We start from the raw sequence: 23,065 nt of genomic DNA on the forward strand, positions 1-23,065 counted from the left end.
AGGCAATAAGCGTGAAGCTTATGGCTTAAAGCTTAAAGCTGTTTTAGTAATCAACTTGATCTTTAGAGTAGTTTTGAGCTAATGCATTTTTTAATTGCTCGTCATTTGGAGCTTTACCGTGCCATGCGTGCGTGTGCATCATGAAATCAACACCATTACCCATTTCTGTATGCAATAAAATACAAACTGGTTTTCCTTTCCCTGTTCTTGATTTAGCATCAGTTAAACCAGCGATGATAGCATCAATATTGTTTCCTTCTGTGATTTCTAAAACATCCCAGTCAAAAGCTTCAAATTTTGCGCGAAGGCTTCCCATTGCCAAAACTTCGTCAGTTGTTCCGTCAATTTGTTTTCCGTTAACGTCAATTGTAGCAATAATGTTGTCTACTTTTTTAGCAGAAGCATACATGATAGCTTCCCAGTTTTGACCTTCTTGCAATTCTCCGTCTCCGTGTAAAGTATAAACTAAATGATTGTCTTTGTTTAATTTTTTAGCTTGAGCTGCTCCCAAAGCTACAGATAAACCTTGTCCTAATGAACCAGAAGCCATTCGAACTCCAGGTAAACCTTCATGAGTTGTTGGGTGTCCTTGTAAACGAGAGTTTAATAATCTAAAAGTAGCAAGCTCTGAAATTGGAAAGTAACCGCTGCGCGCTAAAACGCTATAGAATACTGGGGAAATATGGCCATTTGAAAGGAAAAAGATGTCTTCTCCAATTCCGTCCATATCAAAACCTTCTTTGCGGTCCATTATATTTTGATATAATGTTACCAAAAATTCAGTACAACCTAAAGAACCACCTGGGTGTCCAGAGTTTACAGCATGTACCATTCTAAGAATATCTCTTCTTACTTGGATCGTTAAATCGCTTAATTGTTGTGTGTTAGGCTTCATTTTATATGTAAAAGTTAAACTGGAGCAAAAGTAATCGTTATTTTGCGGGGAGACAAATGATTTTTTGCTTTAGTTGTATAGCAATTGTTAAATTTTACTATTTTTTTTACATTATGAAAGTAAATGTAACGAATGTTTTGCTTTTAATTCTTTATAAGAGTGTGTCCACATTTTTTAAAGAGAACAATAAAAAAGCCTTGCGTTTCTGCAAGACTTTTGTGAGGGTATAATAAAAAAGATGAAGTTATTCAGTATCTCCTTCGCTGTAATAATTATTTTCTTCGTCTTCTGAACCAAGGTCTTCTTGCTCGTCATCAAGTTCAGAGCCTGGAACATCAAGATCATTTCCGATTTTATCACTATTTTGTTTCCATTCGTGATGGTCATTATTGATTATTCTTTCTCCAGAGATATCTTGAGGATCAATATCTTCTAATCTTTCTTCTTGATTGTAAATATCTTCATTTGCATCAGAATTCATGTTTTCAAGGTTTCTTTCAATTTGATCATCCTTGATTTGGTCTAGTTTCTCATCTGCGTTTATCATGATTCTAAAGTTTTTTAGTTGAATATTAAAATTATGAAAAGAATCGGTGAAACTGTTACATTTTAATAATCTGATCCTTGTACTTTTTACATTCGTTGGCTAAGTTTTTTGAAACCCGTTTGCGTTAGGGATAGCAGCGGCATCTCCCAAGGCTTTTTAGCCGTAGTTTTTTTTTAATGGGGAAATAGAGGATAGCCTAACCATTAGAACGCCCAAATGAAGTAAATTGCAAATGTGAAAATCAAAATCCTAAAACGTAGAATCTGAAATTAAGAAAATATTAGCTAATTTTCTAATTGACAAATTTTCCAATTCATAAATTTTCCCTGAAATTAAACTATCTTTGCGCTCTGAAAAAAGAAACAGATGAAGTTTGATTTATTACAAAAAGATCCGCAGTCTAAAGCAAGAGCGGGAAGTATTACTACTGATCATGGCGTAATTGAAACGCCTATTTTTATGCCTGTTGGAACTGTTGCTTCTGTAAAAGGAGTGCATCAGCGCGAGCTTAAAGAAGAGATTAATCCGGATATTATTCTTGGAAACACCTATCATTTATATCTGCGTCCTCAGACAGAAATTCTTGAAAAAGCTGGCGGATTGCATAAGTTCATGAACTGGGATCGTAATATTTTGACTGATTCTGGAGGATATCAGGTGTATTCTCTTTCTTCAAATAGAAAAATTAAAGAGGAAGGGGTAAAGTTTAAATCGCATATTGATGGTTCTTACCACTTTTTTACGCCAGAGAATGTAATGGAAATTCAGCGTACAATTGGTGCAGATATTATTATGGCCTTTGATGAGTGTACACCTTATCCGTGCGATTATCGTTATGCGCAACGTTCTATGCATATGACGCATCGCTGGTTAGACCGCTGTATAGCACATTTGGAAAAAGTGCCTTATAAATATGGTTATGAACAAACGTTTTTCCCGATTGTTCAAGGAAGTACTTATAAAGATCTTCGTCGCCAGTCGGCTGAATATATTGCAAATGCTGGTCAGCAAGGAAATGCAATTGGCGGACTTTCTGTTGGTGAACCAGCTGAAGAAATGTACGCTATGACTGAAGTAGTTTGCGAAATTCTTCCAGAAGATAAACCCCGTTACTTAATGGGGGTTGGAACTCCAATTAATATTTTGGAAAATATTGCATTAGGAATTGATATGTTCGATTGTGTTATGCCAACGCGTAATGCAAGAAACGGAATGTTGTTTACAGCAAATGGAACAATCAATATCAAAAACAAAAAATGGGAAGCTGATTTTTCTCCAATTGATGAAATGGGGCACACTTTTGTTGATACAGAATATACAAAAGCCTATTTGAGACACTTGTTTGCTGCTAATGAATATTTAGGAAAGCAAATTGCAACGATTCATAATCTTGGTTTCTACATGTGGTTGGTTCGTGAAGCTAGAAAACATATCTTAGCAGGCGATTTTAGACCATGGAAAGAAATGATGGTTAAAAATATGAGCCAAAGACTTTAAAAGAGTTTTAAGTTCCAGGTCTCAAGTTTCAAGTTCTCTACAGAGCGTGAAACTTGAAACTTGGAACCAAACAAACAATATATATATGCTTTCAATAATAGATAAATACATTTTAAAAAGATACCTCGGAACTTTTTCTGTGATGCTTCTTTTATTTGCGCCAATCGGAATCGTAATTGACGTTTCGGAAAAGGTAAATAAAATGCTTGAAAACAAGATTCCGTTTGGAGATATTGCTTTCTATTATTACAATTTTACGATTTACTTTATTAACTCACTATTTCCGATATTCTTGTTCTTATCGGTAATTTGGTTCACATCCAAATTGGCGAATAATACAGAGATTATTGCTATTTTGAGTTCTGGAATTTCATTTACACGTTTCCTGCGTCCTTATATTATAGGGGCAACAATTGTGTCGATTTTCGTATTGCTAATGGGATTTTTTATTGTTCCTGCAGCCAGTGAAGGTTACAATAATTTTAGGTATACATATCTTAAAGGAAACGGAAAAGAACTCATGCGTGGTGAAAACACCAATGTTTTCAGACAGATTAACGACCATGATTTTATTTTCGTGAATAGCTTTAATGAAGAATCAAAAACAGCTTTCAATTTTTCGTTAGAACATTTCGAAAAAGAGAAACTGACATATAAAATTACTGCAAGCCGTATTAAATGGGATCCTAAAAAGAAGATTTATGTTTTATACGATTATACAAAAAGGACTATCGGAGATTTAAATGATGTAATTGAAAAATCTCCCGAAAAAAATGTTGCCTTCAAATTTGAATTATCAGATTTAACGCCCGTAGTCTATATTGCTGAAACGCTGACTTTGGGTAAATTAATTGATTTTATTGAAAAAGAAAGAAAAAGAGGTTCTGGAAATATTAATACCTATTTGGTTGTTCTTTATAAAAAATACAGTATCCCAGTTTCAGCATTCATTTTAACTATTATTGCAGTTTCGGTTTCTTCTATGAAACGTCGCGGTGGAATGGGAATGAACCTTGCCATCGGAATTGCAATTGCGTTTTCATTTGTATTCTTTGATAAAATCTTTGGTACACTTGCCGAAAAATCTACATTCTCACCTTTATTGGCTGTCTGGTTTCCGAATATTGTTTTTGGAATCTTAGCAGTTTACCTGTTACGTAATGCGAAACGATAATTTAAAAAGTTATTTAAATCTTCATTTAATTGTTTTTATCTGGGGTTTTACCGCCATTTTGGGCGCTTTAATTACTATTGATGCCGAAAATCTGGTTTGGTACAGAATGCTGATTGCGATGATTTTTTTGGGTGGATTTATTGCCTTTAAAAAACAGTCTTTTCAAGTTCCTGTGAAGGAATTTTTAAAATTGATTTTTGTCGGATTACTGATCGCTCTTCATTGGATTTTCTTTTTTAGGGCAATTCATGTTTCAAACGTTTCTATTACGCTTTCCATATTTTCATTAGGAGCATTTTTTGCTTCTTTATTGGAACCATTATTTTACGGAAGAAAGGTGCTTTGGTATGAAGTTCTTTTCGGACTTATCATAATTGCTGGTCTAGGATTGATTCTTCAAGTTGAGATAAAGTACCTTGAAGGCGTTTATTATGCCTTGGCCGCAATTATTTTAGGTGTTTTATTTACTTTAATGAATGGAAAATTGATTTCAGATCATGAACCTTCTGTAATTACTTTTTATGAGTTTGGTGCAGGAGTTTTCTTTATTACGATTTATTTTTTGTTTCAAGGAAAATTTAAAGCAGATTTCTTCGAAATGTCTTTAAATAACTGGGTCTTATTATTGATTTTAGCTTCAATATGTACAGCTTATGCTTTTACTGCTTCGGTAAAAGTGATGCAAAGATTGACGCCTTATACGGTAATGTTAACTACTAATTTAGAGCCAGTTTACGGAATAGTTTTGGCTTATTTCATATTAGGAGGAAAAGAAAAAATGAGTGTTGAGTTTTACGTCGGCGCAGTAATAATTATTATAACAGTTATTCTAAACGGTGTTTTTAAGCACTATCAGAACAAGAAGGAAAACTTGTAATAGTTTCCTTATTTTTAAAATGCATTTTTATACTTTAAATAACAATTAACTTCGCCAATGATATAATATTTTTATATTTGCGGTTCGATTTACAAACAAAATTCAAAAATCCATGGAATATTTAGATTTTGAGCTTCCAATTAAAGAACTTGAAGAACAGTTAGAAAAGTGCGTTATTATTGGAAAAGAATCTGACGTTGACGTAACGCCAACGTGCAAGGAAATCAACAAGAAATTAGAGCAGACTAAGAAAGATATATACAAAAACCTTACGGCTTGGCAGAGGGTACAATTGTCAAGACACCCAAATAGACCTTATACTTTAGACTATATCAAAGCAATCTGCGGAGATACTTTCTTAGAACTTCATGGAGACAGAGGTTTTAAAGATGATAAAGCTATGGTTGGTGGTCTTGGTAAAATAAACGGACAATCGTTTATGATTGTCGGTCAGCAAAAAGGGTTTAATACCAAAACACGTCAATACCGTAATTTTGGTATGGCTAATCCAGAAGGATACCGTAAAGCTTTACGTTTGATGAAAATGGCAGAGAAATTCGGAATTCCGGTTCTTACTTTAGTAGATACTCCGGGTGCATATCCAGGATTGGAAGCTGAAGAAAGAGGACAAGGAGAAGCTATTGCTAGAAATATATTCGAAATGGTTCGTCTGCAAGTGCCAATCATCACTATCATTGTTGGTGAAGGTGCTTCTGGTGGAGCTTTAGGAATTGGTGTCGGAGACCGTGTTTATATGTTAGAAAATACTTGGTACTCTGTAATTTCTCCAGAATCCTGCTCTTCTATTTTATGGAAAAGCTGGGAATACAAAGAGCGTGCAGCAGAAGCTTTAAAACTGACTTCTTCTGATATGAAAAAACAAAAACTTGTTGATGATGTGATTCCAGAGCCACTAGGCGGAGCACATTATGACAGAGAAACTACTTTTAAAACAGTTGCGGAATATATTACAAAAGGATATAACGAATTGAAAGACTTATCAACAGCTGATTTAATTGCCCAGAGAATGGACAAATACAGCAATATGGGCGAGTTTAAAGAGTAAATTCATAAAATAGAATTAAAAATCCGAAGCCCTGCGGTTTCGGATTTTTTTTTGGTTATCAACACAAAAAATATATTTATAAACAATAGAATAGTTATAACTCGTTAGCATATTTTTTTTAAATTTTGCTACTTTCGCTATATGGAAAATTTCAAAAATGTAAACCCTGTCAAGGTCGACAAAACTACTATTATCAATCTAGAAAAAGGTAAGCTTCCTCCTCAAGTAATTGACTTGGAAGAGGCTGTACTTGGTGCGATGATGATTGACAAAAAGGGGGTAGATGATGTAATTGATATTTTACAGCCAGACGCTTTTTATAAAGACGCACACAAACATATTTTTGAAGCAATTTTGCAACTTTTTACAGAAACACAGCCTATCGATTTGCTGACAGTTTCTACGCAATTGAAGAAAAATGGTAAGTTAGAATTAGCCGGTGGAGATTTCTATCTGATTCAGCTTACGCAAAAAATTGCTTCTTCTGCGCACATCGAATTTCACTCGCGTATTATTCTTCAAAAATTTATTCAAAGAAGTTTGATTCGAATTTCATCTGAAATTATTGAAGAATCTTATGACGAAACCACAGACGTTTTCGATTTGCTGGACAAGGCAGAATCTAAATTGTATGAAGTAACGCAAGGGAATATTAAACGTAGTTCTGAAACGGCTCAGAGTTTAGTTCTTCAGGCGAAGAAGCGTATTGAAGAAATTGCGGGTAAAGAAGGTTTGAGTGGTGTGGCAACTGGATTTGAGAAACTAGATGAAGTAACTTCTGGATGGCAGCCTTCGGATTTGATTATTATTGCGGCTCGTCCTGGTATGGGTAAAACAGCTTTCGTCCTTTCGATGGCTAGAAACGTAAGTATTCAGTTTGGGCATGCGGTTGCGATTTTCTCTCTGGAGATGGCATCGGTTCAGTTAATTACAAGGCTTATTTCTTCTGAAACTGGACTTTCTTCAGAAAAACTAAGAACCGGTAAATTAGAAAAACACGAATGGGAACAGCTGAGTACTAAAGTAAAAGATTTAGAAAAAGCACCATTATTTATAGATGATACACCTTCGCTTTCGATATTCGATTTACGTGCAAAATGTCGTCGTTTGGCCTCGCAGCACGGAATTAAATTAATCATTATTGACTACTTGCAGTTGATGACTGCAGGTGGAAGTGGTAAAGGAGGCGGAAACCGTGAGCAGGAGATCTCAACAATTTCTCGAAACTTAAAGGCTTTGGCAAAAGAGTTGAACGTTCCGGTAATTGCACTTTCTCAGTTATCGCGTGCCGTTGAAACCCGTGGATCTAGTAAACGACCTTTGCTTTCGGATCTTCGTGAATCTGGAGCGATCGAGCAAGATGCTGATATTGTATCGTTTATTTATCGTCCTGAATATTATAAAATTGAAGAATGGGATGATGATGAGGCATCTTCAACACAAGGGCAGGCTGAATTTATTATAGCCAAGCACCGTAACGGTGGATTGGAAAATATTCGTCTAAAATTCTTAGGACATTTGGGTAAATTTGATAACCTAGAAGAATTTACAGGTGGGTATGATGATTTACCTTCTAAAATGAATCATGATGATAATCCTTTCCTAACAAAAAATTTACCATCTGCTAATGAAGCTTTCGGAAGTAATTTAAATGATGACGATGACGATAGCGATGTTCCGTTTTAAAAAACAAAAAAAGCCTTGTTTCTAAGGCTTTTTTTTATGTTTTGATGTTAATTTTTTAATAAAAATCAGTAGTTTAGCGAAACCAATTATAAACTATCAAGTTTTTTATTAACCAATTAACAAATTTAAATTATGAATGAAGAAACTTTTCCGGGACCTATCCAGATTCCGTTAGCAACTGCAAATGAGTGGGAAAGAAGATATCAGAATGATACCACAATCGAAGACTCTAAGAACAAAGTAAAAGCTTTTTTAATACCAAGAGAGAGTTTAGAAAAAGTTTTAAAACTTGAAACAGAAGCTGTTTGGGCTTATCTAGGCATAAACGATCAGAAAGAAAAAACATTGCTTTTTGTTGGTGCCGAATATGATAAAGAAACTGGTAAATGGGTTAATGTATACGGTACTGGAGATGGTGTAGAAGGTGGTGAAGGAGCAGAAGAGGTTGTATATGACGGTGCAAGACCAAGTCCTCCATATTAATTAATTGAATTTCAAGAATGGATGATTTTTTAATATATTCAAGTTATTTGATTTTATTGATTAATCTTGTTCTATATACATTTAGCTTTTTCCACAAGGAAAAAGCTAATGTTTTTTTTGTCTCTTATTTGGCCTTTTCAACTGTGTTGCAGTTTTCAATGGAATTGGTATACCATTTAGGGATGAGTAATTTATTTCTTGTAAATATTTTTTTTATAGGGCAAATGATTATTCTGGGGCTTTTTTATAATTCGCTATTTTATAATAAAGCTCAAAAAATATTCGTCAAGACCTCATTAATAATTGCTTTATTGATTTTATTAATCCAATTTGTAATAGATTCAAGTCAATTCTTAAAGTTTAATTTATTTGGAATTACTTTAACTTCTTTGCTCATTGTTGTTTTTGCATTACTTCATTTTTATAATATGCTTACAGAAAACAAAAAGTATTATTATATAAGTATGGGGATAGTTTTTTATTTGTTGGCTAGCACGGTCTTATTTTTAATTGGCAATCTTTCAACAGGATTAAGTGCTGACTTAAAATACTTGAGCTGGCAATTAAATGCTTTTTTATTAATAGTTTATTATTTGATTATTTTATTTGAATGGTTAAAAAGTTTTTCGAGAAAAAGTTTACAGAACTAGATTCTATTGTATAATATAAAATGAACAGATATGAATACAGGTTATATTCCTGAGAAAGAACTCGTAGCCATAATATTATACATCTCTTTGTTTTTTATAATTGTTGCAGTGGCATTGATTATATTCTTTTACTTTTCTAGGAAAAAAATCATTCAGAAAGAATTAGAAAAAATAGATTTAATACTTCGATATCAAAAGGAACAACTACACGCTATAATTGTAACCCAAGAGGAAGAACGTAAAAGGATTGCGCAGGATCTTCATGACGATATTAGTTCAAAATTGAACATTGTTTCCTTAAACAGCCATTTGCTTACAGCGCCAAACTTAACTGAAGCTGAAACAGCAGAAATTACAGAAAATATTATTGCTTTGACAACAAAGGCATTAGATAATTCTAGAAAAATTGCACACAATTTGTTGCCGCCAGTTTTTGAAAAATTTGGATTGAATGCAGGTATCGAGGAATTGTGTGGGGAGTTTGAAAGCAGTAAATCGGTTAAAACACATTATAAAAACGAAATTGATTTTGATGAGAAAGATATAGACAGGCATCTGCATGTTTTTAGAATTCTACAAGAGCTTATGAATAATTCTATACGCCACGGAAAAGCTTCAGAAATATGGATTTCGTTTGCTAATGTTAACGGAATAAATACTTGCAACTACAAAGATAATGGTGTTGGTTTTGATAGTTCAAATGCTGAAAACCAGAAAGGTCTAGGAATGAAAAATATAGATAGCCGCATATCGTTTTTGGAAGGAACAATAGAAATTAACTCTGAAATTAATAATGGTATTGTTGTAAATTTTACTTTTTAGCTGGAATTATGTGTTTTATTAAGGTTTTTAGTCAATAAAGTGGGGTATTTAGACTTTTTCTAAATCATATTTTGTAATTTCGATAAACCAAATTAAACGACCAAAAACAAATAAGATGAATGCTGCTATCAAAATTGCCCTAGTCGATGATGAAATTTTGTTTCGAAAAGGAATTTCTTTTTTATTACAGAGAGAAGAAAATATAGATGTTATTTTTGAAGCTCCAAATGGCGATGAGCTTATTTCACAGTTGAATGAAAGGGAAATAAAACCAGATATAATAATAATGGATTTAAAAATGCCGGTCTTGAACGGTGTCGAAGCCACTAAAATTATTAGAAAACTCTTTCCAGATATTAAGATTATTGCATTGACCAGTTATGATACCAAATCTTTTATTGCAAATATGATTCAAGTTGGCGCTGTCGCTTACTTAATAAAAAATACCACTCCAAAAGATTTAATTCATACAATCAACGAAGTAGCAAAAAAAGGTTTCTATTACAACGAAAATGTTTTAAAAACAATTCAAGAAACCATAGTTTCTCCTAAAAATACAAGAGGCGGTTTAGAAACAAATTTTCTTTCTCCTCGCGAAATCGAAATTCTACAATTAATTTGCCAGCAGAAAACTACTGCAGAAATTGCAGAACATCTTTTTTTAAGTCCGAGAACAATAGAAGGACATAGGAATAATTTATTGCTTAAAACAGAATCGCGAAATATTGCTGGTTTGGTTGTCTATGCGATCCAGAATGAATTGGCAGTCTTAACAATTTAGAAAATTATGCTGTCAAAAACTGAATGGACAGTACATAATATAATATGATTGTTATCACAAGAACACATAAACCTATTTTTTGAATCATATTTAAACCCTTTTGTTGGTTGTTGCTTTCATTAAACTTCATAGTGGTTAATTTTTTACAGCGATTAGTTTTTGTGAACTTGGGATAGCAAATTTATAGAGAATTTTCTATCAAATTATAGGTGTTTTTACCTGTTTTTTCATGTTTAGAATCTTTCATTTCCAAGTTTTTTTTTTAACATTCTATTATGTCAGAAAAGATTGTAAGCATTCTTTTTTTGGTGCATCCTTTTATATCTTTACTAAAATAATTTTCTGATGAATAAGAGTTTATTCTACATTTTTATACTATTAGCAACATTTAATGCTAGAGCTTCGTTTATCTTACTTCCGATGGACGAAACAACGCAGCAAAATCATCTAAAAGCATACGGAATTACTTATTGGTGTTTGAGCAGGGATTATAAAGCAAGTTGGCTTTTAAATTACCGCGGAGGCTCTTTTTTACTTCCTGATGCTGATGAAATTAGAAAAGAATGTAAAATAAGAGGAGTTAGTTTTGAAGTGATTTCAGATAGTGAACAAGCTTCTATTCTGAATGAAATTTCGAGTCCTTCACAAAATATGGAATCGGTGATTTTGGAAAAAGCTCCTAAAATAGCGGTTTATACTCCAAAAGGAAAACAGCCATGGGATGATGCTGTGACTTTGGTTTTGACTTACGCCGAAATTCCTTTTACGCCAATTTATGATGAAGAAGTTTTAAGTGACCAATTATTAATGTATGATTGGCTACATCTGCATCACGAAGATTTTACTGGGCAATACGGAAAATTTTATGCAGCTTACAAAAATACTCCTTGGTATATTGATCAAAAAAAGGATGCAGAAGCCTTAGCTGCAAAACTAGGATACGCAAAAGTATCTCAGGAAAAAGGAGCGGTTGCAAAAAAGATTAGAGATTTTGTAATTGGCGGAGGTTTTATGTTTGCTATGTGTTCTGCTACAGATAGTTTTGATATCGCACTTGCAGCTGATGGTGTGGATATTTGCGAAACAATGTTTGACGGCGATCCAAGTGAGTCTAACTATCAATCAAAATTGAATTATAATAACTCGTTTGCCTTCAAGAATTTTACTCTTGAAAGAAGACCAGAAGTTTATGAGTTTTCAGATATCGATATGACAACGAAAAGGAGAGTATTGATGGAGAAAGATTATTTTACTTTAATGGAGTTTTCTGCAAAATGGGATCCGATTCCGAGTATGTTATGTCAAAATCATACACAATTGGTAAAAGGTTTCATGGGACAAACCACTTCATTTGATACTTCATTAATAAAATCGAATATCTTGATCATGGGAACCTGCGAATTAAACGGCGAGTCAAGATATATTCATGGAGAAAAAGGCAAGGGGATGTTTACTTTTTTTGGAGGACATGACCCAGAAGATTTTCAACACCAAGTTGGAGATCCACCGACGGTTTTAGATTTACATCCGAATTCTCCAGGTTATAGATTGATTTTGAATAACGTTTTGTTTCCGGCGGCTAGAAAAAAGAAGCTTAAAACATAAATCAGTTTAAAGAAAATTCAAACCAGATTGGAATATGGTCGGATACTTTTCTTGCATTCTGCAGTGAATCAAAATCTTCGTAAAATTTAATAATACCAGAATTAAAAACTTTTAAACTCGATGTCTTATAAAAGATATTGTCAAACTCAGATGCAAGACAAATATTGCTTTTGCATTGATGTTTAAGAGTCGTTTTTTGATTTTTTAATAAAGATGCATATCCCATTTTCTTTAATGGGTTAAAAACAGAATGTTTTTCGGGACAATTGAAATCGCCTAAAAAAATAAGGTTTAAATGGGGATATTCGTTTGGTAAAAATTTGAAATATTTGATTTCGGTTTCGGGCTGTTTTTTTTTCGTTATGGCATGAAAATTAACCAGTGTAATTGTCTTTTTGTTGATTTCGAATGTGGCGAAATAGGGCTCCCGATCAATTTCTACACTAAATTTTTTCTCGAGCGAAGGTCTGCTTTTTAATTTGGCTTTGTTGGTTTTCCAAATGAAAGCATAGCGTTCAGTTTTGTAACTGCTGCTAGAAGTAGGATCGCTTATTTTATAATCCCATTTATTTCCTTTTTCATTAAGTAATGATGCCAATTTTGCAACAGTTTGGGCCCCACCAATTCCAGCAACAACTTCTTGAATTGCAATAATATCGTAATTAGAAATTGTTTTGGCAATATAATTTAAATGGATGTCAGATTTGGATTTTCCAAAATTTTCTAAATTCCAAGATACCACTTTGGTCTGCGCTAAAGATAAAAAGGTAAAAAATAATAAGACGAGGCTGAGAGTTTTTTTCATGTAAAAATTTATAGAAAAAGATATGAACCTTCTTTTTCAGCAATAATCAAGCCTTTCTTAAAATTAATTAATGTTTTTTGTATCGGTTTTTTAGCGCAGTTCCGATAATTATAATTTGCAATACTAATAATGCTGGAATAAATATAATTTTCCAATCAATTTCTAGCCAGCCCGTTTTTTCAGAAACAAAGGCAAAGCTAATTGATAAAAAAAGGCAGAGTAACATTGTTTTCATAATAATTTTATTTTGTGTAGTATTAATTTTGGAGAATATAATACTCGCTTTACTTTTCGGTTTCATGGTAGGTTAATAGGTTATTACAAATTTAACGGTATCAAAAGTGTAATCCTTACGGAAACCCGTAAAGCGCCATAAAAATTACACCAATCCGAAATCTTTTGCGATTGCAATTAAATGCACATTATTGTTAGCCTTAAAATAGATTTTCAGTTTATTGATTCTTTTTTCAATACTGCTTGTTCCGTTAGGTGTTATAGATAAATCTTTAAATTCCTTAGAAATGCTTTCCAAAATATATCCTTGTGATAAAAGCTTCAAAATAGAAATATCATAAGATTCAATTTCGATTAAGGCTTTGTCATTAAAATTAAAAGACAAATCAGAAGAAAGTATTTTTTCTTCATTATTAAAGGTGCTTTCAATGGCATTTCTTAACTCAGCAATACTATTTCTTCCTTTAGAAACATAAGCATTAATGCCTAATTCATTAAAAAGAGTTTTAATTCTATAGCTTTTATCTTCTATAGAAAAAACAATCTTTTTTATATTAGGCTGTACCTTGTTTATGGCATCAATAAGTTCATCGCCACTATTTAAGGTTACTTTTCTGTGATCAGATTTAAATGATAAATCAGTAATCAGCAAATCATAAGGTTCGTTATCAGCCAATGCTTTTTTTATTTTAAGCAAACCTTCGTCACAATATTTCACATGATGAATTACAGGAACTTGTAATTCTTCAAGTACTTGAACTACTGCCAGGCTGATACTGTCTAAATCTTCGGCAACTAAAACTTTTTTAAACATATAATTGTATTATATAGGAAATTTGATACTTATTTTAAAACCACTTTCTGAATTTGCATCAAAATTAATTGTTCCTTTTATTGTTTCAATACGGTTTTCCACATTTTGTAGTCTTTTTTGTAAAATTGATTGTTCACCATTAAATTTTGTTCCATTATCCGTGTAAGTTATAAAGATGTTTTTTTCATTTTTTTTGAAAGTTATGCTTGCTAGTGACGCATTGTTTAATGTTTTCATCTGCTCAAAAATTTCTTGGATAACACGGAAAGCAGTTATTTTTTTTACCCGATCAATTTTGGACCACGAAAAAGTATTTAAGCCATTTATTATGATATTTAAGTGGGAGTTTGCGTAGCTGGCAATCATTTCTTTCAGTCCTATTTCGTAGTTTTCATTAGTCAATATTTCACTATTTTCTCTAGAGACCTTTCTTGTTATAGAGTAAATATTGTTTAAATGCGAGAGGAGCTTTTCTTTGTTTTCTTTTTTTTCTAAGTCGCTCTTTATCGTAAAAAGCAAAATTTTGTCTATATCCCTTTCAAGCTCAAGCTGTAATTTTTCAGAAATACGCATTTCGTTTCTGAAAACTTCATTGTTACTTTCTTTTTTCCCTTTCGTATTTAAATAAAAAACTATAAACACCGAGCTGATAATACTAATAAAAATTACAATATAAGAGATGTAGCTGCTGTTTTTTTGTCTTTGCAGTTCTAATTCTTTTTCTGCTTTTTGGTTTTTGAGTTCTAGATTTTCTTCTTTATCTTTCTTTGAGTTGTATATTAAGTCAGCAAATTGATTTTTTGCTATTTTTCTACTTATATAGAGACTATCATTTTTTCTTGTATAAATTTCCCAGTGTTTTTTTGAATTCTCAGCCATGTCTGCCTCAAGTAGATCGGCTACTCTGTTAATCTCATTTCCTGCTGATTTTGCTCGTTTTGCAGCATAATAAGATTTCTCTGCGTAAATTTTTTTTAGTTCTGCATTGTAGTATTTTGAGTAATATTTATAAAAACCAAAATAATTGGCAATTAGTTCAAAATCATTATTGTACGGAATAGTTAATTCTAAACTTTCGTTAAGACACTTTAAAGCTTTTTCTTTATGATTTCCAAGACCTATGTAGGAAAGAGCTAAATTATACAATATAGCAGAACGTACAAGGTTTGTATTTGAAGGTGTGATTTTATCTGCAATTTTACACTTGGATATTGGTTCTAATACATCTTTCGCTTCCTGGTATTTTTTTTGTTGAACATAAACAAATGCAATTTCAGATAGTATTCGTGCTTTTCTAAAGGTAGATTTTGCTCTTTTTAATGCTTTTCTATGATAATATAGTGCCTTTTCGGTATTGTAGGTATAAAAATAATTATAAGCCATAAACGTGTAAGCATTAGTGCCATGCTTTTTATCAGATGTTTTTTCTAGATAAGGAAATGCTTTTATAAGCTTATCTTCTGCTTCATAGTAATTGCCATATCGTTGTAGAATTTCTACCATGTAGTTTAATGAACTAACATATTCATCAGGATAATCTTCTTTAGGATCACAGAGCAATTGCGTTTTGTTGAAGTAAAAATAAGCACTGTCATATTTTCCAGCACTAAAAAAAGCTTGAGCTTTTTCTGATGTTTTTTTTATTTTAATTGAGAGACCAGCTTTGTGGTAATTTTTTTGTTTTTTTTCTGTTTCAAAAAACTGTGCGAAAAATAGAGTTGCTAGAATCAAACAGATGATTAGCAAACAAAAAAGAATATTTTTTTTTTGAAAAAAGGGAAACGGGTTTTTAATCATTACGCAGGAAATTTAATTAAGACCTTAAAACCTTTTCCAAAATCTGAACCGATTTCGACCTCACCTTTGATGGCTCGAATTCGATTCTCAATATTATGCAAGCCATTTTTGTGAACCATTTTGTTTGAATCAATTCCTTTTCCGTTATCGGTATAGTTAATTATAATAGTATTGTTTCCTTTTTGTAAACTTATGGCAACTAAAGTAGCATCACTATGCTTTTTCATGTTTACCAGCAATTCTTGGATGATTCTGTAAACCGATACTTTTTTCATTTCATCAAGTTGATCCCACGAAATTTCATCTAAACCATTTATTAAGAGATTTATTTTAGAGGTACTAAATCCAGAAATCATCTCTTTAAGTGAAATTGTAAAATTTTGGTTGCTTAAAGTCGGAATGTTTTTCTTCGATAAATCACTTGTTCGAGAATAGATATCATCTAGCTTTTTCAGTAAATAATTTCGGTTTTCTTCAGCAGAAAGATTTCTATTCTCAACAAAAGCTAACGTATGATAAATGTCATTAGCTAATTCGTCATGCAGTTTTTTTGAAATTCGCGTTTCGCTTTGATAAGTTGCTTCAATTTTTTGGCGATTATTTCGTGCAGTTAAATAATAATATACGAATACAATCAAGCATGATGCTAATATGATTATAATATATGAAATAATATTTTTGCTTTCCTGTTTTTCCAATTGGAGTTCGTTTTTGATTTTTTGAGCCTTTAATTTTAAATTTTCATCTTTTTCCCTTTTAGAATCATATTTCATTTTGGCAAATTGATTTTTTGCTTTTTGTCTAAAGGCATAAATGCGGTGATTCTCTTTTATATAAAGAAGAGCATTTTCTTTTATCTCTGAGGGAGAAACAGTGTTTTCTATAATAAATTTTAAAGCAAGTAAGCGATCATTAGTATTACCAGATAAGGTGTGATTTTTGTAGCTTAATTTGGCATACATCATCGATAAAGCCTTATTGTTATGATGATATTCAGCAAGATTATAATATGTTTTGCCTAAACCCTCTTCATGCTTTGTTGCAGAGTTTATTTGTATGCTCTTTTTAAAAAAAGTTAAAGCTTTCGAATTCTTTAGTTTGAGATAACAAATGCCAATATAATCGAGTATTTTGGAATAATATATGGGATTTTGCAGTACAAGTTTTTCTTTGCTTATAGATAAGAAAATTTTCAATGCTTTATTGTACTTGCCTTGATCAAGATAAATAGCGGCAATATTGTTTTTTGCTTCAAGTGTATTGATTCTGTCAACTTTCAAAACAAATGCTTTGGAGTAATAATAAATAGCAGTTGGATAGTCATAAGTATAATAATAGTTTCTACCTAAAACGCTATAGATATTCCATACTTGATTTGGATCTTTTATTTTATTAAGATAAGGAATTGTTTCTTTTGCGGTAATAGTGCTTCCAATAAAATCCTCATGGTTTTGTTGAATTTCGGACATGTAATACATGCAATAAACGTAACTTTTGGCATCCTTATTAGGGTTACATTTTGTTCTTGCTTTATTGTAAAAATAAAATGCACTATCAAACTTTTTATTTTTGTAGAATAAGTCTGCTGCATGTATTGTTTTTTCTATTTTGGCCTTGTCATTTGTAATTTTTGCTGTATTTTTTTTGGGGTTTTGGCAGGAAAAAAAAACTATAAAAATTAAAATTATATAGAGTGTAAATTGTATTCTTTTCGGTATCATGCGCCAAAAATAAAAAATATCAGTTCCTGTGAAAGAGTATAAATACCTGTTTTTGTAAAAAGATGAATTCGCTATTTTTTGACTGTTCATTTACAATTATATACAAACAAACCCTCACAGAGAGGGTTGTTAAAGTTTGAAAATGATATAAATATTATCTTTATAAAATTATGATGCACGCATTCCAGTTGTAATGGCTAATCTATTCCAAGAGTTAATTGTAATGATGGCTAAAAGTATCTCTGCAAGATATTTTTCATCAAATAATTTAGCAGCATTTTCGTAAACTTCATCTGAAACATGATTGCCAATTAATGTAACCTGTTCTGTTAATGCTAAGATTGCTTTTTCTTCTTCAGTATAAAAATCTGCTTCGCGCCAAGCGCTAATTAAATAAATTCTTTGTTCAGAAATACCATGCTTTCTAGCGTCTGCAGTATGCATGTTAATACAAAATGCACAGCCATTAATTTGCGAAGCGCGGATTTTAATTAATTCTTTGTGTACAGGTGTTAATGAAGTTGATGAAATATATTTTTCTAAATTCATCAATGCTTGATAAGCCTCTGGAGCTGCATTCGGAATAACAATTCTTGGTTTCATTTTTATGTGTTTTAAAAGTTCATTACAAAGGTCAGTAATGTATACTCTTAAAAACTTGAACTACTTCAAGAAATTCAAATCACACTTTTCCAGCTCTTATTTTACTCATAAATTCGGCCGAAAAATCTAAGTAGGAGGCAAGCATGTATTGAGGAACACGTTGAACGAAGTCTGGTTGCAAATTTTTAAAATGATTATAACGTTCTTCGGCAGACATGGTAAACAAGAATTTAATACGCATTTGTGCAGCCCCAAAAGCTTTTTGTGCTACAATTCTAAAGTATTTTTCGAGTTTAGGAATTTGAATTAATAAAGAATCTAAAACAGATTTTTCAATAGCAATTACATCAGTAGTTTCAACAGCTTGTATATAAAAATGAGACGGAACATGGTTATGATAACTTAAATAGTCGGTAATCCACCAATTTTCTATTCCAAATTGAAGAGTCTGTTCAGTACCTTTAGAGTTAATTATGTATTGACGCATACAGCCTTTTACAACAAAATACATTGTATTGCATATTTGTCCTTCTTGTAGAACATGTTCTTTTTTCTTAATCTGTGAGAGACCAAGACAACTCTCGAGTACATCGATCTCATGAGATTCAAGTTGTACAAACTTTTGAATATGATGGATAAGTGCGTCTTGCATTTTGTAGAAATTACTTTAAGTAAATTTAATTTATTATTTAGTCATATAATAATATGTGGTCAAAAAACAAAAAACCATTCGCTTTAACGAATGGTTTTTATATAATAAGTAAGTAATCTTAAATTGAGTTTATAAAACGTTTTATTTTACTTTATTAAGAATAGCTTTGAAAGCTTCAGGGTGGTTCATAGCTAAATCTGCAAGAACTTTTCTGTTCAATTCGATTCCGTTAGCTTTAACTTTCCCCATGAATTGAGAATAAGACATTCCTTCTAATCTAGCTCCAGCGTTAATACGTTGAATCCATAATGAACGGAAATTTCTTTTATTCTGTTTTCTGTCACGGTAAGCGTAGCTCATCGCTTTCTCTACCGCGTTCTTAGCAACTGTCCAAACGTTTTTACGTCTACCAAAGAAACCTTTGGCTTGCTTCATTATTTTTTTTCTTCTTGCTCTTTTAGCAACTGAATTTACCGATCTTGGCATAATTTTAATGTTTTTTTGTAGCAGGCGTCCTGAATTGAATCAAAGGAACTTAAAGCCATACTCCAAGGTTATATAAATAATTTTTTAACCTAAAGAAATCTTAGTCAAATGTCGAATATCAAACGTCAAAAGAAAATTACTTTTGACTTTAAGACTTTCTAACTTTAGACTTATTAGATAATTCTTAATTGTTGTTTAATGCTTCTCATATCTGTTTGGTGAACTAGCGCTGAGTGAGTCAAAGCTAATTTACGTTTTTTAGATTTTTTAGTCAAGATGTGACTTTTAAAAGCATGCTTTCTTTTAATCTTTCCAGAGCCAGTAACTTTAAAACGTTTCTTAGCGCTAGATTTTGTTTTCATTTTAGGCATTTTTCCTAGTGTTTTAATTTATTCTTACTTACTTATATCTTTAGTAAAAAGTAAAAAGTTAAAAGTCAAAAGTCAGTTTATGACTTTCGACTTTAAGACTTTAAGCTTTCGACTTATTTCTTTTTCTTCGGAGCAATGAACATAATCATTCTCTTTCCTTCCAGAACTGGCATTGCCTCAACTTTTCCGTGTTCCTCTAAGTCTTGAGCAAGACGTAATAATAGAATCTGACCCTGATCTTTGTAAATGATTGAACGTCCTTTAAAGAAAACGAAAGCTTTTAATTTAGCTCCTTCTTTTAAGAATTTTTCAGCATTCTTTCTTTTAAACTCATAATCGTGCTCATCTGTCTGAGGACCAAAACGAATTTCTTTTACAACAACCTGAGAAGATTTAGCCTTTAATGCTTTATCACGTTTCTTTTGTTCATAAACAAATTTCTTGTAGTCCATGATTTTACAAACTGGCGGCTCAGCATTTGGAGAAATTTCAACCAAATCCAACTCAAGCTGATCTGCTAAACGCAATGCATCAGCTATTTTAAAAACGCCAGGTTCGATGTTCTCACCTACAAGACGTACTTCTGGAACACGAATAAGATTGTTTATTCTGTGTGTGTCTTTTTTTTCTACTCGAGGTTGAAAACCTCTGTTACTTTTTATTGCTATGACTTTCTAATTTAAGTTAAACTGTAAATACTTTTAATGTCTTTTTTATTTCTTCGTCAACAATCGAAGCAAATTCGTCGATTGAAACTGTGATGTTACCTTTTCCTTCTTGTCCATGACGACGAATAGAAATCGTTCCGTTTTTCTCTTCTTCCTCACCAACGATAAGCATAAATGGAATTTTTTGCATTTCTGCATCTCTAATTTTCTTACCGATAGTTTCATTTCGGTTGTCAATTAGGGCGCGAATTTCGTGATTTTCTAGCAAATCTAAAACTTTTTTAGCATAATTTTCGTATTTCTCGCTCAAAGACAAGATAATAGCTTGTTCAGGCATTAGCCAAAGTGGGAAATTTCCTGCAGTATGTTCAAGTAAAATTGCTATAAAACGCTCCATAGATCCAAAAGGAGCTCTATGAATCATGACAGGGCGATGTAATTCATTATCAGCACCTTTATAGGTTAATTCAAAACGCTCAGGTAAATTATAATCTACTTGAATAGTCCCTAACTGCCATTGTCTTCCCAAAGCGTCTTTTACCATGAAATCCAGTTTCGGACCGTAAAATGCTGCTTCGCCATATTCTACAACAGTATTTAGACCTTTGTCTTTTGCTGCATTAATGATTGCATTTTCAGCCTTTTCCCAGTTTTCATCTGTACCAATGTATTTTTCTCTGTCTTCCTGGTCTCTAAGTGAAATCTGAGCGGTAAAGTTTTCAAAACCTAAAGAACCGAATACATATAATACAAGGTCAATTACTTTTTTAAACTCCTCGTCCAATTGCTCTGGGGTGCAGAAGATATGTGCATCGTCTTGAGTAAATCCTCTTACGCGAGTTAAACCGTGTAGTTCTCCAGATTGCTCGTATCTGTAAACAGTACCAAATTCAGCATAACGCTTTGGCAAATCTTTATATGACCAAGGTCTTACATTGTAAATTTCACAGTGGTGAGGACAGTTCATTGGTTTCAATAAGAACTCTTCGCCTTCAGCTGGAGTATGAATCGGTTGGAAGCTGTCAGCTCCATATTTTGCATAGTGACCAGAAGTAACATAAAGTTCTTTCTGTCCAATATGTGGACTAACTACTTGCTCGTATCCGGCTTTCTTCTGAGCTCTTTTTAAGAACTGTTCCAAACGATCTCTTAAAGCAGCTCCTTTTGGTAGCCATAAAGGCAAACCTTGACCTACTTTTTGAGAGAAAGCAAACAATTCTAGTTCTTTTCCTAACTTACGGTGGTCACGACGTTTTGCTTCCTCAAGAAGTTCAAGATATTCAGTTAAATCTTTTTGTTTTGGGAAAGATGTTCCGTATACACGAGTCAACTGTTTGTTTTTCTCATCACCTCTCCAGTATGCGCCGGCAACGCTCATGATTTTTACAGCTTTGATAATTCCGGTATTCGGAATATGTCCACCACGGCATAAATCAGTAAAAGTAGAGTGGTCGCAAAAAGTAATGGTTCCATCTTCAAGGTTTGAAATCAATTCAGTCTTGTAAACGTTGTCTTTATACATTTCTAATGCTTCCGCTTTACTTACCGGACGCATTTTAAAATCAAACTTTCCTCTTGCGATTTCAAGAATACGATCTTCAATCTTTTTAAAATCAGCCTCGGAGATTTTTTGGTCTTCAAAATCCACATCATAATAAAAACCATTAGCAATTGCAGGTCCTAGAGTTAGTTTAATTCCAGGATACAATTCCTCAAGAGCTTGAGCCATTACGTGCGAAGTTGAGTGCCAGAAAGCTTTTTTTCCCTCAGCATCATTCCAGGTATATAAAATAAGATTACCGTCGGTCGTTAATGGAGTCTCGGTTTCAATAGTTGTACCATTAAAAGATGCAGAAATAACATTTCTTGCAAAACCTTCGCTAATGTTTTTAGCGACCTCCATTGGAGTTACGCCTGAAGCGAACTCTCTAATTGACCCATCGGGTAAAGTAATCTTGATCATTGTTTATAATTTTGTGAATGCAAATATACATGATTACAAAAATACATACAATATATATGTAGAAGTTTACTCTATTATATATAAGTATAGTTTTATTGTGTTACCTACGACTATCTCTTATTTTTGGACCGTCGGTTTTTTAAAACCTGCCAGTTTTTTTTTTTTACATATATATAGGAGAAACCCTCGACTGTCATGCTGAGTGAAGCCGAAGCCCTTTAAAGTTTTGCGATTTGGAATTTCACCATTGCAGTTTTGCTATTGATAAGGAGCTGTTTCCCGCTATTCGCTGCAATCTTTTTATGGCGAACCCCGCCATAAAAAGGATTTCCGCTTCTATCGGGGCTATGGCGCCGGTTTCCAGAGGAAAAAGGAGGATCGGAGTTGGCGTCTTAGTGCCTTTAGGGGAATAAAAAAGATGGAAGAAGAAGCTTTGGAGCCTGAAATCTTCTCAGAAAAGAGGTGGAAAAGCTGAAAACTCTTCAGAATCGAGAAATCAGAAGCGCTTAAAAATATCAAAAATGCGGCTGTATCAGGAAAAACCTTACGCTCGGTGAAAAACATCCAAAATGTAAAGCGTCTGTTATGAGACAGTTAAGAAATAACTTGAAAAAAGATTGAAAAAAGTCTGGGAAAAGTGTTGGAAAAGCGGAAAAAGGTTCTACTTTTGCACCCGCAACGGCGAAAAACGCTCTTAGACATTCCGGCAGCTTTAAGATATTTGAGAAAAGAGATTTTCGAAAAAAAAAGATTGGAAAAAGCTTGCGGGAAAAGAAAAAGCTTTTTACATTTGCACCCCGCAAAACACGGAAGCTCATTGAAAGATTGGAAGAAAAAGTTGAGAAACTGAAGCGATAAGAAAGCTTCA

General features: G+C 32.7%; 24 protein-coding genes. 10 read left to right on the forward strand and 14 right to left on the reverse strand.

From position 1 onward, the window contains the following. Positions 1–43: 43 nt before the first annotated feature. The gene (locus BLP44_RS17845; protein ID WP_008464913.1) at positions 44–895 is read right to left on the reverse strand and encodes a transketolase; all 852 of its coding nucleotides are present in this window, start codon (positions 893–895) and stop codon (positions 44–46) included. Positions 896–1,139: 244 nt separating this feature from the next. Beyond that, positions 1,140–1,442, reverse strand: coding sequence for a hypothetical protein (locus BLP44_RS17850; protein WP_091134860.1), 303 nt, complete (start codon positions 1,440–1,442; stop codon positions 1,140–1,142). A 366-nt stretch (positions 1,443–1,808) separates the two neighbouring features. On the opposite strand from BLP44_RS17850, the gene tgt reads away from it, so the two are divergent. From tgt to BLP44_RS17900, 10 genes are all read left to right on the forward strand, one after another. Further along, the gene (gene tgt, locus BLP44_RS17855) at positions 1,809–2,939 is read left to right on the forward strand and encodes a tRNA guanosine(34) transglycosylase Tgt (protein WP_091134862.1); all 1,131 of its coding nucleotides are present in this window, start codon (positions 1,809–1,811) and stop codon (positions 2,937–2,939) included. Positions 2,940–3,024: 85 nt separating this feature from the next. Then, positions 3,025–4,113 carry an LptF/LptG family permease gene (locus tag BLP44_RS17860; RefSeq protein WP_008464919.1) on the forward strand — a complete coding sequence of 363 codons (1,089 nt, stop codon included), beginning with the start codon at positions 3,025–3,027 and terminating at the stop codon, positions 4,111–4,113. Then, positions 4,100–4,990 carry a DMT family transporter gene (locus tag BLP44_RS17865; RefSeq protein WP_091134864.1) on the forward strand — a complete coding sequence of 297 codons (891 nt, stop codon included), beginning with the start codon at positions 4,100–4,102 and terminating at the stop codon, positions 4,988–4,990. Before BLP44_RS17860 ends, BLP44_RS17865 begins: the two co-directional genes overlap by 14 nt. Before the next feature lie 112 nt (positions 4,991–5,102). Then, positions 5,103–6,056, forward strand: coding sequence for an acetyl-CoA carboxylase carboxyltransferase subunit alpha (locus BLP44_RS17870; RefSeq protein WP_091134866.1), 954 nt, complete (start codon positions 5,103–5,105; stop codon positions 6,054–6,056). Positions 6,057–6,197: 141 nt separating this feature from the next. Then, the gene (dnaB, locus tag BLP44_RS17875; protein WP_008464924.1) at positions 6,198–7,742 is read left to right on the forward strand and encodes a replicative DNA helicase; all 1,545 of its coding nucleotides are present in this window, start codon (positions 6,198–6,200) and stop codon (positions 7,740–7,742) included. Between the two features lie 132 nt (positions 7,743–7,874). Then, positions 7,875–8,225 carry a hypothetical protein gene (locus BLP44_RS17880; protein ID WP_008464926.1) on the forward strand — a complete coding sequence of 117 codons (351 nt, stop codon included), beginning with the start codon at positions 7,875–7,877 and terminating at the stop codon, positions 8,223–8,225. 17 nt (positions 8,226–8,242) lie between these two features. Beyond that, positions 8,243–8,875 (forward strand): hypothetical protein, encoded by a 633-nt coding sequence (locus BLP44_RS17885; RefSeq protein ID WP_008464928.1) that lies wholly within the window; start codon positions 8,243–8,245, stop codon positions 8,873–8,875. A 30-nt stretch (positions 8,876–8,905) separates the two neighbouring features. Then, a complete protein-coding gene (locus BLP44_RS17890) occupies positions 8,906–9,697 on the forward strand; it encodes a sensor histidine kinase (RefSeq protein WP_091134868.1) in 792 nt (263 codons plus the stop codon). 115 nt (positions 9,698–9,812) lie between these two features. Then, positions 9,813–10,478 carry a response regulator transcription factor gene (locus BLP44_RS17895; RefSeq protein WP_008464932.1) on the forward strand — a complete coding sequence of 222 codons (666 nt, stop codon included), beginning with the start codon at positions 9,813–9,815 and terminating at the stop codon, positions 10,476–10,478. 345 nt (positions 10,479–10,823) lie between these two features. After that, positions 10,824–12,083, forward strand: a complete 1,260-nt coding sequence (locus tag BLP44_RS17900; RefSeq protein WP_066033738.1) for an asparagine synthetase B — start codon at positions 10,824–10,826, stop codon at positions 12,081–12,083. Between the two features lies 1 nt (position 12,084). On the opposite strand, the gene BLP44_RS17905 is transcribed toward BLP44_RS17900, so the two are convergent. From BLP44_RS17905 to BLP44_RS23065, 12 genes are all read right to left on the reverse strand, one after another. After that, a complete protein-coding gene (locus tag BLP44_RS17905; RefSeq protein WP_091134870.1) occupies positions 12,085–12,888 on the reverse strand; it encodes an endonuclease/exonuclease/phosphatase family protein in 804 nt (267 codons plus the stop codon). Positions 12,889–12,955: 67 nt separating this feature from the next. Then, positions 12,956–13,123, reverse strand: a complete 168-nt coding sequence (locus BLP44_RS17910) for a hypothetical protein (RefSeq protein WP_160782925.1) — start codon at positions 13,121–13,123, stop codon at positions 12,956–12,958. A 144-nt stretch (positions 13,124–13,267) separates the two neighbouring features. Then, positions 13,268–13,936: a response regulator gene (locus BLP44_RS17915; protein WP_008464938.1), complete on the reverse strand. Its 669-nt coding sequence runs from the start codon at positions 13,934–13,936 to the stop codon at positions 13,268–13,270. A gap of 9 nt (positions 13,937–13,945) precedes the next feature. Then, complete coding sequence (locus BLP44_RS17920) at positions 13,946–15,733, reverse strand: ATP-binding protein (RefSeq protein WP_091134872.1); 1,788 nt, start codon at positions 15,731–15,733, stop codon at positions 13,946–13,948. Then, the gene (locus BLP44_RS17925; protein WP_244511806.1) at positions 15,733–17,211 is read right to left on the reverse strand and encodes a tetratricopeptide repeat-containing sensor histidine kinase; all 1,479 of its coding nucleotides are present in this window, start codon (positions 17,209–17,211) and stop codon (positions 15,733–15,735) included. Before BLP44_RS17925 ends, BLP44_RS17920 begins: the two co-directional genes overlap by 1 nt. A gap of 411 nt (positions 17,212–17,622) precedes the next feature. Continuing rightward, a complete protein-coding gene (locus BLP44_RS17930) occupies positions 17,623–18,057 on the reverse strand; it encodes a carboxymuconolactone decarboxylase family protein (RefSeq protein WP_008464944.1) in 435 nt (144 codons plus the stop codon). A gap of 79 nt (positions 18,058–18,136) precedes the next feature. After that, positions 18,137–18,709 (reverse strand): Crp/Fnr family transcriptional regulator, encoded by a 573-nt coding sequence (locus tag BLP44_RS17935; protein ID WP_008464946.1) that lies wholly within the window; start codon positions 18,707–18,709, stop codon positions 18,137–18,139. A 141-nt stretch (positions 18,710–18,850) separates the two neighbouring features. Beyond that, on the reverse strand, positions 18,851–19,195 hold the full coding sequence (gene rplT / locus BLP44_RS17940) for a 50S ribosomal protein L20 (protein ID WP_008464948.1): 345 nt from the start codon (positions 19,193–19,195) through the stop codon (positions 18,851–18,853). A gap of 173 nt (positions 19,196–19,368) precedes the next feature. Next, positions 19,369–19,566 (reverse strand): 50S ribosomal protein L35, encoded by a 198-nt coding sequence (rpmI, locus tag BLP44_RS17945; RefSeq protein ID WP_008464950.1) that lies wholly within the window; start codon positions 19,564–19,566, stop codon positions 19,369–19,371. A 113-nt stretch (positions 19,567–19,679) separates the two neighbouring features. Beyond that, entirely contained in the window at positions 19,680–20,234 is a 555-nt protein-coding gene (infC, locus tag BLP44_RS17950) for a translation initiation factor IF-3 (protein WP_083219836.1), read from the reverse strand. 16 nt (positions 20,235–20,250) lie between these two features. Then, positions 20,251–22,197, reverse strand: coding sequence for a threonine--tRNA ligase (gene thrS, locus BLP44_RS17955; protein ID WP_091134874.1), 1,947 nt, complete (start codon positions 22,195–22,197; stop codon positions 20,251–20,253). A gap of 515 nt (positions 22,198–22,712) precedes the next feature. Further along, a partial coding sequence (locus tag BLP44_RS23065) for a hypothetical protein (protein WP_211516890.1) occupies positions 22,713–23,065 on the reverse strand: 353 nt, incomplete at its 5' end.

Source organism: Flavobacterium anhuiense, assembly GCF_900101855.1.
Classification (GTDB): Bacteria; Bacteroidota; Bacteroidia; order Flavobacteriales; family Flavobacteriaceae; genus Flavobacterium; species Flavobacterium anhuiense.

Bases quoted from the DNA above. Each gene is read 5' to 3' on its own strand.
- BLP44_RS17845 (WP_008464913.1), bottom strand. From the start codon at position 895: ATGAAGCCTAACACACAACAATTAAGCGATTTAACGATCCAAGTAAGA.
- BLP44_RS17850 (WP_091134860.1), bottom strand. From the start codon at position 1,442: ATGATAAACGCAGATGAGAAACTAGACCAAATCAAGGATGATCAAATT.
- tgt (WP_091134862.1), top strand. From the start codon at position 1,809: ATGAAGTTTGATTTATTACAAAAAGATCCGCAGTCTAAAGCAAGAGCG.
- BLP44_RS17860 (WP_008464919.1), top strand. From the start codon at position 3,025: ATGCTTTCAATAATAGATAAATACATTTTAAAAAGATACCTCGGAACT.
- BLP44_RS17865 (WP_091134864.1), top strand. From the start codon at position 4,100: ATGCGAAACGATAATTTAAAAAGTTATTTAAATCTTCATTTAATTGTT.
- BLP44_RS17870 (WP_091134866.1), top strand. From the start codon at position 5,103: ATGGAATATTTAGATTTTGAGCTTCCAATTAAAGAACTTGAAGAACAG.
- dnaB (WP_008464924.1), top strand. From the start codon at position 6,198: ATGGAAAATTTCAAAAATGTAAACCCTGTCAAGGTCGACAAAACTACT.
- BLP44_RS17880 (WP_008464926.1), top strand. From the start codon at position 7,875: ATGAATGAAGAAACTTTTCCGGGACCTATCCAGATTCCGTTAGCAACT.
- BLP44_RS17885 (WP_008464928.1), top strand. From the start codon at position 8,243: ATGGATGATTTTTTAATATATTCAAGTTATTTGATTTTATTGATTAAT.
- BLP44_RS17890 (WP_091134868.1), top strand. From the start codon at position 8,906: ATGAATACAGGTTATATTCCTGAGAAAGAACTCGTAGCCATAATATTA.
- BLP44_RS17895 (WP_008464932.1), top strand. From the start codon at position 9,813: ATGAATGCTGCTATCAAAATTGCCCTAGTCGATGATGAAATTTTGTTT.
- BLP44_RS17900 (WP_066033738.1), top strand. From the start codon at position 10,824: ATGAATAAGAGTTTATTCTACATTTTTATACTATTAGCAACATTTAAT.
- BLP44_RS17905 (WP_091134870.1), bottom strand. From the start codon at position 12,888: ATGAAAAAAACTCTCAGCCTCGTCTTATTATTTTTTACCTTTTTATCT.
- BLP44_RS17910 (WP_160782925.1), bottom strand. From the start codon at position 13,123: ATGAAAACAATGTTACTCTGCCTTTTTTTATCAATTAGCTTTGCCTTT.
- BLP44_RS17915 (WP_008464938.1), bottom strand. From the start codon at position 13,936: ATGTTTAAAAAAGTTTTAGTTGCCGAAGATTTAGACAGTATCAGCCTG.
- BLP44_RS17920 (WP_091134872.1), bottom strand. From the start codon at position 15,733: ATGATTAAAAACCCGTTTCCCTTTTTTCAAAAAAAAAATATTCTTTTT.
- BLP44_RS17925 (WP_244511806.1), bottom strand. From the start codon at position 17,211: ATGTATTACATGTCCGAAATTCAACAAAACCATGAGGATTTTATTGGA.
- BLP44_RS17930 (WP_008464944.1), bottom strand. From the start codon at position 18,057: ATGAAACCAAGAATTGTTATTCCGAATGCAGCTCCAGAGGCTTATCAA.
- BLP44_RS17935 (WP_008464946.1), bottom strand. From the start codon at position 18,709: ATGCAAGACGCACTTATCCATCATATTCAAAAGTTTGTACAACTTGAA.
- rplT (WP_008464948.1), bottom strand. From the start codon at position 19,195: ATGCCAAGATCGGTAAATTCAGTTGCTAAAAGAGCAAGAAGAAAAAAA.
- rpmI (WP_008464950.1), bottom strand. From the start codon at position 19,566: ATGCCTAAAATGAAAACAAAATCTAGCGCTAAGAAACGTTTTAAAGTT.
- thrS (WP_091134874.1), bottom strand. From the start codon at position 22,197: ATGATCAAGATTACTTTACCCGATGGGTCAATTAGAGAGTTCGCTTCA.